General features: G+C 56.3%; 9 protein-coding genes and 1 pseudogene. 5 read left to right on the plus strand and 5 right to left on the minus strand.

Going from position 1 to position 11,625, the window contains the following annotated elements; all coding sequences use genetic code 11:
• The first annotated feature begins 19 nt into the window (after positions 1 to 19).
• From AC2Q8J_RS10775 to AC2Q8J_RS10790, 4 genes are all read left to right on the plus strand, one after another.
• Positions 20 to 454 (plus strand): SRPBCC domain-containing protein, encoded by a 435-nt coding sequence (locus AC2Q8J_RS10775; RefSeq protein ID WP_486451249.1) that lies wholly within the window; start codon positions 20 to 22, stop codon positions 452 to 454.
• A gap of 141 nt (positions 455 to 595) precedes the next feature.
• Positions 596 to 1,957, plus strand: coding sequence for a bifunctional UDP-N-acetylglucosamine diphosphorylase/glucosamine-1-phosphate N-acetyltransferase GlmU (gene glmU, locus AC2Q8J_RS10780; RefSeq protein ID WP_486451250.1), 1,362 nt, complete (start codon positions 596 to 598; stop codon positions 1,955 to 1,957).
• 26 nt (positions 1,958 to 1,983) lie between these two features.
• Positions 1,984 to 3,813, plus strand: coding sequence for a glutamine--fructose-6-phosphate transaminase (isomerizing) (glmS, locus tag AC2Q8J_RS10785; protein ID WP_486451251.1), 1,830 nt, complete (start codon positions 1,984 to 1,986; stop codon positions 3,811 to 3,813).
• Between the two features lie 599 nt (positions 3,814 to 4,412).
• Positions 4,413 to 5,594: an acetyl-CoA C-acyltransferase family protein gene (locus tag AC2Q8J_RS10790; RefSeq protein ID WP_286838202.1), complete on the plus strand. Its 1,182-nt coding sequence runs from the start codon at positions 4,413 to 4,415 to the stop codon at positions 5,592 to 5,594.
• A 104-nt stretch (positions 5,595 to 5,698) separates the two neighbouring features.
• On the opposite strand, the gene arsB is transcribed toward AC2Q8J_RS10790, so the two are convergent.
• From arsB to AC2Q8J_RS10815, 5 genes and pseudogenes are all read right to left on the minus strand, one after another.
• Complete coding sequence (gene arsB, locus AC2Q8J_RS10795; protein ID WP_486451252.1) at positions 5,699 to 6,718, minus strand: ACR3 family arsenite efflux transporter; 1,020 nt, start codon at positions 6,716 to 6,718, stop codon at positions 5,699 to 5,701.
• Between the two features lie 34 nt (positions 6,719 to 6,752).
• Entirely contained in the window at positions 6,753 to 7,472 is a 720-nt protein-coding gene (arsH, locus tag AC2Q8J_RS10800) for an arsenical resistance protein ArsH (protein WP_486451253.1), read from the minus strand.
• Positions 7,472 to 7,936 carry an arsenate reductase ArsC gene (locus tag AC2Q8J_RS10805; RefSeq protein ID WP_486451254.1) on the minus strand — a complete coding sequence of 155 codons (465 nt, stop codon included), beginning with the start codon at positions 7,934 to 7,936 and terminating at the stop codon, positions 7,472 to 7,474. Before AC2Q8J_RS10805 ends, arsH begins: the two co-directional genes overlap by 1 nt.
• Before the next feature lie 16 nt (positions 7,937 to 7,952).
• Entirely contained in the window at positions 7,953 to 8,213 is a 261-nt protein-coding gene (locus tag AC2Q8J_RS10810) for a metalloregulator ArsR/SmtB family transcription factor (protein ID WP_239547535.1), read from the minus strand.
• 99 nt (positions 8,214 to 8,312) lie between these two features.
• Positions 8,313 to 8,681, minus strand: a pseudogene (locus AC2Q8J_RS10815) (arsenate reductase ArsC); the annotation flags it as partial.
• Between the two features lie 449 nt (positions 8,682 to 9,130).
• Here AC2Q8J_RS10815 and AC2Q8J_RS10820 point away from each other — a divergent pair.
• Positions 9,131 to 11,545: a TonB-dependent receptor gene (locus AC2Q8J_RS10820; protein WP_486451255.1), complete on the plus strand. Its 2,415-nt coding sequence runs from the start codon at positions 9,131 to 9,133 to the stop codon at positions 11,543 to 11,545.
• Positions 11,546 to 11,625 lie beyond the last annotated feature (80 nt).

Consider the following 11,625-nt stretch of genomic DNA (forward strand, 5'->3'; position numbering starts at 1 on the left):
CGTTAACCAGGGCAGCAATATGTTTGAAATTCGCTTTACCGAAACCGTGGCGGCCCCGGCCGAAAAAGTCTGGCAGGTCCTACTCGATACCGGCCACTACGCCGAGTGGAATCCGTTTATCGTGGCCTGCGAGTCCAGTTTTGTTGTGGGCGATCCTATTGTTATGCAGGTACAACTGCTGCCCTCGCGCTGTATTTCGCAAACCGAAACCATCCGCGCAAACACGGCGGCCGAATACCTGGAGTACGGTATTCAATTGCCGCTGGGCCTTTTATCCAGTTCACGCCAGCACCGCCTAACAGCGTTGGATAACGACAGCTGCCGCTATGAATCGGTGTTTATCCTGCGCGGCGCCTTGTCGCCACTGGTGCGCCTGCTATTGGGCAAGCACTTGGCGCGCGGTTTTCAGGGCATGACTCGCGGCTTGGTTGGCCGCGCTGAAGCACAGCGTTAACACAACCCGCTTTATCCACCCATGTTCGGCGGCAGTGGTCAGCTTTTCCATTTATAGCAAGTACTTACGTTCGCCGCGCTGGTGGCGGTGGGCGGCATTCGTTACCATTCTCCTGTCGCTACGGTATTGAAGGGATCATCGGTGTCTTTAGAAGTTATTATCCTCGCAGCGGGTCAGGGTACTCGTATGCGTTCGGCCTTACCCAAAGTGTTGCACCCATTGGCGGGTAAGCCGATGTTGCAGCACGCTATTGATGCGGCTGCGCAAACTGATCCGGCCGCTATTCATGTGGTGGTGGGACACGGCGCCGAGCAGGTGAAGGCCGGGGTTTCGCACCCCAATTTACAGTGGGCCTTGCAGGCGGAACAGAAGGGCACCGGCCACGCGGTGGCTCAGGGCTTGGCTGCAGTAGCCGAGGATGCCACGGTGTTGATTACCTACGGCGACGTGCCACTGGTGCGCCCCGAAACCTTGCAGGCCATGGTTGCTCGCTGCCGCGACAACCTGGTATTGCTCACCGCCACGCTGGACGATCCCACTGGTTATGGCCGCATTATTCGCAATGCCGACGGTGCGGTGCAGGCCATTGTTGAGCAAAAAGATGCCAGCCCCGAGCAATTGGCCGTTCGGGAAGTGAACACTGGCATGATGGCCCTTCCTGCCAAGTACCTGCGTGAGTGGCTGCCTGCACTGTCGGCCGACAATGCGCAGGGCGAGTACTACCTAACCGATATTATTGCCATGGCGGTGGCGGCGGGAGTTGCCGTTGATGTGGCTCAGCCCGAGGCGCTGTGGGAAGTGGAGGGCGTGAACAATCGCCTGCAACTCAATGCGCTGGAGCGCCAGTACCAGCGCTTGATCGCCGAGCAGTTAATGACCGACGGTGCCACCCTGGCCGACGCCCAGCGTATTGATGTGCGCGGCGCGCTGACCATTGGTCAAGATGTCAGCATTGATGTGAACTGTGTGTTTGAAGGCGAGGTCACGCTGGGTGATGGCGTCGAGATCGGCCCAAACTGTGTGATCAGCAACAGTCGCGTGGCGGCGGCTACGGTCATCAAGGCCAACTCGGTGTTAGAAGATGCGGTGGTCGGTCAGCAGTGCACCATTGGCCCCTTTGCGCGTTTGCGCCCCGGCACTGTGCTGGCCGATGCAGCGCGCATTGGCAATTTTGTGGAAACCAAAAACGCGCAGGTGGGCGAGGGCAGCAAAATCAATCACCTTAGCTATGTTGGCGATGCCAGCCTTGGCGCGGGCGTAAATATTGGTGCGGGAACCATTACCTGCAACTATGATGGAGTGAACAAGTCGCGCACCGAGATTGGCGATGGCGCCTTTGTCGGCTCCAATACCGCGCTGGTCGCGCCGGTGTCGGTGGGCGAGGGCGCGACGGTGGCGGCGGGCTCAACCATCACCGGAAATGTCGCCGACGGCGAACTGGGCGTTGCTCGAGGCCGCCAACGCAATATCAAGGGCTGGAAGCGGCCCGTTAAAACATCCTGATCGCTACTATTTATTAGGGCTCGAATATGTGTGGAATCGTCGGTGCTGTGGCCCAACGAGAAGTTGCTGGAATTCTGCTAGAGGGCTTGCGTCGCCTGGAATACCGGGGCTACGACTCAGCCGGTATGGCGGTTATCTCAGCCAATGGCGACAACGACTGCCGCAAGCGTGTGGGTAAAGTCGAGGCGCTGGCACAGGCGCTGGGCGAGCAGCCGCTGCCGGGCCACACTGGCATTGCCCACACCCGCTGGGCCACCCACGGTGAACCCTCGGAAGCCAATGCCCATCCCCACAATTCCGGCAAGCTGTCGCTGGTACACAACGGCATTATCGAAAACCACGAAGCGCTGCGCAGCAAACTCAAAGCGCTGGGCTATACCTTTTTATCGGCCACAGACACGGAAACCATCGTGCATTTGGTCCACCACTATTACCAACAGCAGCGCGACCTGCTCAGCGCGGTCAAGCTGGCGGTAACGGAGCTGGAGGGCGCCTATGGTCTGGCGGTTATCCACGCCGACCAACCCGACAAACTGGTGTGCGCGCGCAAGGGCAGCCCGCTGGTGATTGGTATGGGTATTGGCGAGAACTTTATCGCCTCTGACCAACTGGCGCTGCGCCAGGTGACCGATCGCTTTGTGTATCTGGAAGAGGGCGATATTGCCGAAGTGACCGTTGGCCACTACCGCATTTGGAATGCCGACCTGGAGCCGGTCACCCGCGAAGTCAGCCAGATCGATGCCGCCGCGGAATCCGCCGACAAGGGCCATTATCGCCACTACATGCTCAAGGAAATCTACGAGCAGCCCACGGTTATTCAGCGCTCACTGGCTGGGCGACTGGGCAGCAAAAAAGTGCTGGCCGAGGCAATGGGGCCGCGCGCGAACGACATTTTACAGTCGGTGTCCTCGGTGCAGATTGTGGCCTGTGGTACCAGCTATCACGCGGGCATGGTCGCCAAGTATTGGATCGAAGGCATCGCCGGTGTGCCCTGCCGGGTCGAAGTGGCCAGCGAGTTTCGCTACCGCAAATTCAAAGTGCAGGAAAACACCCTGTTCGTCACTATCAGCCAGTCCGGTGAAACGGCCGATACACTGGCCGCCCTGCGGCTGGCCAAAACCCTCGGTTACAGCGCCAGCCTCACCATCTGTAATGTGGCGCTCAGCTCGCTGGTGCGCGAGTCCGATCTCTATTTAATGACCGAGGCCGGCCCGGAAATCGGTGTGGCATCGACCAAAGCCTTCACCACCCAGTTGGTGGCACTGTTGCTGCTTACTGTTGCGCTGGGCCGCCACCACGACCTCACCGAAGAGGAAGAGCAAAGCATTGTTGCCGCCTTGCACCAACTGCCCGCGCGACTGGACGAAACCCTGACCTTGGATGCAGCGATCCAGCAAATGTCAGAAGCCTTTGCCGACAAGCACCACGCCTTATTCCTGGGGCGCGGCGCGCAGTGGCCAGTGGCGATGGAAGGCGCGCTTAAGCTGAAGGAAATTTCCTATATCCACGCCGAAAGTTATCCCGCTGGCGAGCTTAAACACGGTCCGCTGGCGCTGGTGGACAGCGACATGCCGGTTATCGCTGTGGCCCCTAACGACGAGCTGCTGGAAAAGCTGAAATCCAATCTTCAAGAAGTGCAGGCGCGCGGCGGACAGCTCTTCGTATTCGCCGACAAAGCTGCTGGCTTTAGCCCCGAGCCCAGCTTGCAGATTATTGAGCTGCCCCATGTCAGCGATATCGTCGCACCGATTTTGTACACCATCCCCCTGCAACTGCTGAGCTACCACGTGGCGATTTTAAAAGGCACCGATGTCGATCAGCCGAGAAACCTCGCCAAGTCGGTAACGGTGGAGTAAGCGCCCTTAGCGGCGCTCTCGCTCACGGCGCGGTGACCCGGCCGCGCTGTTGGTTGGAGCCACACCGCTTTTTTATATTCACTAGGTGTTTTACAGGCCGCTATGAAAAGAAGATGCCCACACTGCAAAGAGACGTGCATCGCCCCGCAAGACTTTAAAGTGGGCGTCTTATATCGCTGTCCACGCTGTCAGGCCGGGGTGGAAGTGGGGAGGTTTTTTACGGTGGCGCTATCACTGGTTCTGGCGTTGCTCTGCGCTTACTTTTTCAGTGTGGGTAAGCCAGAGGTGGGATTTTTACTCTTTACCCTAATACTATTCAGGGCGTTTCATTCAAAAGCGGTGGATGCCCTTTTTCTGCCCTTACAAAAAAGTGTGGATAAATAGCGTTTGGCTCATTGCCTAAGTTGTTGTTTTTCTGAGCGGCCTCGGCGCTGGTAGGCCGTATTCACCACAGTTAGATAAATAAAATAAATGGTAGGGATTTCCTCTGTTTATTGTATTGATGTCGGTACTCGTTATAGTAGCGCCTACCTTGCGACGCCCTGGCGCAGTGCTGGTGGGGCCTGTACGCTACCGTTGACTAAACAGGAGAGAATTTCATGACCCAAGATGTTGTTGTATTGAGCGCGGCCCGTTCGGGCATTGGGACTTACGGTGGCGGCCTGAGCGGTATCGAGCCCCATGAGTTGGGCGGCCAGATTATGAAGGCGGCCATTGATCGCTCTTCTGTTGATCCTCAGAACATTAACTACGTGACAGTGGGTAACTGTATTCCCACTGACTCTCGCTATGCCTATGTGGCGCGTGTGGCGTCAATTCAGGCTGGCCTGCCGATGGATTCCGTGGCGATGGGTGTAAACCGCCTGTGTAGCTCGGGCCTGCAAGCCATTGTTACCACTGCTCAAAACATTATGTTGGGCGATTGCGACTACGGTATTGGCGGTGGTGTGGAAGTCATGTCGCGCAGCGCTTACTTGTCACCCACCATGCGCAACGGTGCGCGCATGGGCAATGTGGAAATGCTCGACGCGATGACCTCGGCGTTGACCGACCCCTTCGGTGTGGGCCACATGGGTATTACCGCTGAAAACCTGGCGGACAAATGGGAGATCAGCCGCGAAGAGCAAGATGCCTTTGCCGCCGAGTCTCACCGCCGCGCTGCCGCTGCCATTGAAGCGGGTTACTTCAAAGAGCAAATCGCGCCGGTGACGCTGAAAACCCGCAAGGGTGAGGTGGTATTCGATACCGACGAGCACGTGAAGCCCGGCACCACCGTCGACACGCTGGCGAAACTGCGCCCCGCCTTTAAAAAGGATGGCACCGTAACCGCGGGTAATGCCTCTGGTCTGAATGACGGCGCTGCCTTTATGGTACTGGCCTCTGCACAAGCTGCTGAGAAAGCGGGTCAGAAGCCCATCGCGCGTATGGTGTCTTATGCGGTAGCGGGTGTGCCCAACCATATTATGGGTGAAGGCCCGATTCCGGCGTCGACTAAAGCGCTGGCCAAGGCCGGTTTATCGATCGCCGATATGGACGTGATCGAATCCAACGAAGCCTTTGCATCACAAGCCCTGGCAGTGGCGAAAGGTCTGGATCTGGATTTGAGCAAAACCAACCCCAACGGTGGTGCCATTGCACTGGGTCACCCAGTAGGTTGTTCTGGCGCGTTCATCGCCACTAAGGCGATCTACGAACTGCAGCGCACTGGCGGTAAATATGCGCTGGTCACCATGTGTATTGGTGGTGGTCAGGGTATCGCGGTTATCTTCGAGCGCGTATAAGCCTTTCAACACCGGCGGCTGCAATAGCCGCCGGTGAATTCCACACTTACTTCTCTCCGTTCAGTTTCCCCAACACGCTTTTTCAGCAAGCTAGGCGCGTCGTCTTAGTGCGCAAACCAGTGGCGCGTGCGATTCGCAAACCACACCAGCGACAGCATTACCGGCACTTCTACTAACACCCCAACCACTGTGGCGAGGGCGGCACCGGAATGCAGGCCAAACAGCGAGATCGCCACGGCCACTGCCAACTCGAAAAAGTTGGAGGTGCCAATCATGCAGGCGGGGGCGGCGACATTGTGCGGCAACTCTAATTGCTTGGCGGCAAAGTAGGCGATGGCGAAGATGCCGTAGGTTTGTATGAGCAGGGGAACAGCGATTAACGCGATCACCATGGGTTTGGCGATAATGGTTTCTGCCTGAAAACCAAACAGCAGCACCACGGTTGCCAGCAAGCCGATAATTGACCAGGGTTTCAGTGTGGCAACAAAGTTATTCAGGCGGCTGTGGTCGTTAGCGCTGTCCAGGCGGTGACGGGTAATGGCGCCGGCGATCAGCGGCAGTACCACATACAGCACCACCGAAAGCAGCAGCGTTTCCCAGGGCACTTGAATATCGCTAATGCCAAGTAAAAACGCAGTAATCGGCGCGAAAGCGAAGATCATAATAATGTCGTTGATCGACACCTGCACCAGGGTGTAGTTGGCATCCCCTTTTGTGAGCTGGCTCCAGACAAATACCATCGCGGTGCAGGGCGCAACGCCGAGTAAAATCATCCCGGCGATATACTCGCCAGCGGATTGTGGGTCTACCCAGTCGGCGAATATCACCTTGAAGAACAGCCAGCCCAGCATGGCCATGGTAAAGGGCTTGATAAGCCAGTTAATGGTGAGTGTTAGCAGCAGCCCCTCGGGTTTTTTACCCACGCCTTTTAGCGAGGCAAAGTCGATCTGAATCATCATCGGATAGATCATCAGCCAGATCAGCACCGCCACCACCAGGTTAACGTGGGCAAGCTCAAGGGCGGCAACCTGTGCAAATACACCGGGGATGGTATTGCCCAGTACAACACCGGCGGCGATACACAGCCCAACCCAAAGCGAAAGATAGCGCTCAAAAAGTCCCATGGTTTGTCTCTCTTGATTACAGCTTAATTGCGGCTTAAATAGAGCGTTGGTTAACGCGTTCCATTAATTTTTCGGCGCTTTCCAAGCGCTCGGAATAGCGATCGACCAGGTAGTCGCTGTTATCGCGGGTGAGCAGGGTGAACTTCATCAGTTCCTCCATAACATCCACAATGCGGTTGTAATAGCTGGAGGGCTTCATGCGGTTATTGTCGTCGAACTCGAGAAAGGCCTTGGCCACCGACGACTGGTTGGGGATGGTGATCATCCGCATCCAGCGGCCCAGCACCCGCAGTTGATTCACCACATTAAAAGACTGAGAGCCACCTTCCACCTGCATCACCGCCAGGGTTTTACCTTGGGTGGGGCGCACTGCGCCCTGCGACAGGGGAATCCAGTCGATCTGCGCCTTCATAATGCCGGTCATCGCGCCGTGGCGTTCGGGAGAGCACCACACCTGCCCCTCCGACCAGATGGCCAGTTCACGCAATTCTTTTACCTTGGGATGATTCTCGTCAGCGCCGTCAGGCAGTGGCAGGCCCTCGGGGTTGAAGATACGCACTTCGCCGCCCATATGGCTAAGCAGTCGCGCGCATTCTTCGACCACTAAGCGGCTAAAGGAGCGCTCGCGCAGTGAGCCATACAGCAGAAGAAAGCGCGGTTTGTGGCCGGAATAGTTCGAGTTAAATTGCTCCGTGCTCGGGCTGGCGAACTGGCTGTCATCCACATTGGGCAGAGACATATCATCAAGACTCATTACTTCGCTCCCAGGTCTGCCAGCGCGGCAGCCCACTCAGACTTTTCGAGGGTGGCAATGGTTTTGAGCGCCGCGACACGCTCACTGATCAGCGCAATGCTGGCGCGGAATGCCGCGTCGATCTCTTCCTCTGTGCCAGTGAGTTTGGACGGGTCTTCCAGGCCCCAGTGCACTTTCAGTGCCTTGCCGAACCACAGCGGGCAGGACTCGCCAGCGGCCGAGTCGCAAACGGTAACCACCAGGTCGGGGGCAAAGCTCTCCAGCTCGTTCCAGGACTGGCTTTGTAGGCCGCTGGTATCAATACCGGCGGCGCGCAGGGCTTTTAGTGAGGTGGGGTGCACTTCACCAGCGGGCTGGCTGCCGGCACTGCGCGCCTCGATAAGGTCGCTGGCAAGGTGGCGAGTGATCGCCTCAGAGAGGATGCTGCGACAGCGGTTGTGGGTGCAGATATATAAAATCTTCATAGTAGCCTCGTGGCAATTAACACTGGGAAGACAGCTCTTCCAGGCGGCTTTTAAGGTAGTTGGCATTGTTGCTAAGGGTGACCTTGAGTATGTCGTGGGCCCATTCAGGCAGTGCCGGATGAAGTTGGTAGTACACCCACTGCCCCTGCCGACGGTCCTGAAGAATGCCGCGCTTTCGCAGCTGCGCGAGATGGCGGGAGATCTTGGGTTGCGACTCGTTAAGCGCTTCCATCAGGTCGCACACGCAGAGCTCGCCGCGCTCGGTAATTAACAGCATCGACAGCAAACGGGTGTCATCCGCCAAGGCCTTAAAAAAGTCCACAGGGCTGAGCGGCGGTGTGCTGACCGTTTTGCTGTTCACCAATAAAAACAGCCGAATGCGTTCGCAGATCTCCTGCAGGGTGTGAGCGAAGGCCTGGGGCTGGTCGCTGGCTTTCGGGTCTGGAAAATCCCAGGCCATGACAACACCAGCACCTGGCCACTGCTGACAGGCATTGTGCGCCTTGTCGCAGAGCGTAATGACATAGTCAAAATGCTGATCGGCGAAGTTCTCCACTGGCTTTGACGACAGCCCAGCCGTGGACACCCCGGCGTCGGTGAGGGCGGATAGGGTTCTCGGGTCGATGGCCTGCGGCGCAGTGCCAGCACTAAAGACCTCTATGCCTTCGACTGCCTGGTGGCGAAGCACCGCTTCGGCCATTTGCGAGCGCACGGAATTCCCCGTGCACAGAAAGAGTACTTTCATGATGATCTCAAGCTGAGAAATGACGTGGCATATGCTAACAACTATATATATGAAATTCCATATATATAGTTTGGCGAATTTGAGCGGCCGGTTTTCGGCACCAGTTTTTGGTTCAGGAAGAGGCAAATAAGAGTTGAATAGTTGAACCAGTCGAAGCCGGGCAAAAATATTTTTTAATGAATTCGCCTTAACTGAAGTGTTTTCTTATTGCGGAGGACGACTCGGTTACAGGTCAGTAACCCGATTTTTCGTGATAAAAGCCAACCATTTCGCACTAGTTCACGATTGTTAGCGCCTGCTATTACTCAGCATTTTTATTATCGCTGTGGTAACTACGTATCCCATTAGGGGTTACGGATTATTAACTTTTGCGCCGCTGAAAAAGCAAAAATCCATAAAAATTAGAAGTTTAACAACCCACTGACAAAATACTGGCAGGGAGAGTGAAAGTGAAATCTAACGAAAATGATAAGGGGTGGCTGTCGCTAGTGGCATTGCTGGCCGCGCCAATGGCCATGGCACAACCCGGCGACACCCAGCGTTACGCATTGGAAGAGGTTGTTGTCACCGCGCAGAAAAAAGCGGAGTCACTGCAAGACGCGCCCATTTCGCTGACTGCGTTCGGCCAACAAGCACTGGAAAACAAGGGCATCAACAGCCTTGCTGATATCGGTGCCAATGTGCCGAGCATGAGTATTGAACCCTTCCCCATTAACAATGCGACCCTGCGTATTTTTATCCGTGGTATTGGTATTTCTGACGCGCAAATCACCCAAGACCCGCCGGTGGGCATCTACATGGACGGTGTGTACATCGCCCGTTCTACAGGCACCGCGCTGGACGTTGCCGACCTGGAACGCATCGAGATTTTGCGTGGCCCACAAGGCACACTTTATGGCCGCAACACGACCGGCGGCGCTATCAACTTAGTTAGCAAGCGACCGAATACTGAAGCCTTCGAATTCGAGCAAAAATTCACAGTGGGCGACCGCTACCTGCTTACCTCGAAAACCTCTGCCAATATTCCCATCACCGATACCCTGGCAGCGAAGCTGGCCTTCCTGCATACCGAGCAAGATGGCTTTGTGGAAAACACCGGGCCGGGTGGCGATTTTGGCGATCGCAAAGTCCAAGGCTACCGCATGGATGTGCGCTGGGATATCAACGACAGTCTGACTCTGGACTACGCCTACGACCACTCCGAGCTGGATTACTACAACTCCATGTATCAGTCGGTGACACCGCCTCTGGGTAATAAGGGGCAGGCCGAGCCAATTAAAGAGCACGCCGCCGAGCAAAGCGTATTCAGTAAAAAACGCTTGGACTCACTCGCAACCGGTATGCCGCTGGAAGAATCGAATACCGAAATTACCGGCCATGCCATCACGCTGACGGCGAATTTTGATGCGGGTGAATTCAAATACATTGGTGCCTACCGCGAGCTTAGCGACTCCTCTTATGCTGATTTGGGTGGCGGTGCCGGCTCTACGGAATTCCGTTTGGACAGTCACGGCTACGACGGCCAGGCAACCGATAAAGTAATCGGTGGCCCAACTGAGCTGGTAAAACCGCTGGTAACCCAACGCCAGCGCTCCCACGAGCTGCAATTTAGCGGCGATGCGGCGGATGGCCGTGTAGAGTTTTTGACCGGCGCTTATTACTTTAGCGAGTCGGCCATTGAGGATAACTCACCTCTTCACCACCAGCTCAGCGCTGATGCGCGTGTGCCGGGTGTGCCTTTCCGTACCCATGCGGTTAACTTGCTGTCGCAGCATTACAAGATCGACAACGAAGCGCTGGCGTTGTTTGGCCAGGCCACCTGGACACCGGCCATCATGGAAGATCGCTTGCACCTGACCTTCGGTGCGCGCCACTCCCGTGACAAGCGCGCCGCGGTTAAGAATCAGACCGACCTGAATATTGTCGAGCTATACGGTCTGGTAATGGATTTGCCCTGGGGCACTATTGACCAAACCGACCCATCTCGTCAGTTCGACGACGTAAAAGCGGAGAAGGATTTCACCGATAACTCCTTCAGCTTTGTGGCCGAGTACGACCTGAGCGACACCGTGAATATCTACGGCAAAATCAACGAGGCCTATAAGAGCGGCGGCTTTAATACTCGTGACCCACAGCGCGACGGTAATCAGGGGCCGGCCAGTGATGGCGTGAATTATGGTTTTGGCTTTGCCGAAGGCTTTGATGAAGAAAAAGTGCGCTCCATGGAGCTGGGTATTAAGAGCGAGCTGATGGATCGCCGCCTGCGGATCAACGCCGACATCTTCCGCAGTGTGTACAGCGACATGCAGCTGAACTTTATTCTGGCGGGCACCGTGGCAGACACCAAGATCACCAACGCGGGTGAAGCAGAAATGCAGGGCTTTGAGGCTGATATTACCTTCATGGCAACGCGTAATCTGCTGCTGATGCTCAACTACGCCTACCTGGATGCCGAGGTGACTAAAGCTGAAGACGTGTCTGGCAAGGATGTCAGCGACGAATTTGTATTCTTTGCCGCGCCTGAGCAGTCCTATACCGCAGCGGCGGATTGGACGCTGGCCGATGCCGACTGGGGCCGTACCTCGTTGAACCTGAGCTACAACTACATGGATGAGCGCAACGGCGGCTCGCGGGCAGAAAATGTGAAAAACACGCGCCTGGAAGCCTACGGTGTGTGGAATGCGCGCTTCGGTGTGAGCGACATGCCCTTTGCGGGTGGCAACCTCAGTGTTGCAGCCTGGGGTAAAAACCTCACCGACGAGGAGTACGCGATTACTGCCATCGACAATCAGCCGCAATCCGACCGCTCGGTATTGTGGGGCGAGCCACGCAGCTACGGCCTCGACCTGATTTACCGCTACTAATCTCCCACCCATCACCCTTCGCCGCCTAAGGGCGGCTTTTTTATGCCTGGGTGAAACGCGCGCGTGCATCGCCGCGGTGG

This window comes from Spongiibacter sp. C9W, assembly GCF_057370015.1.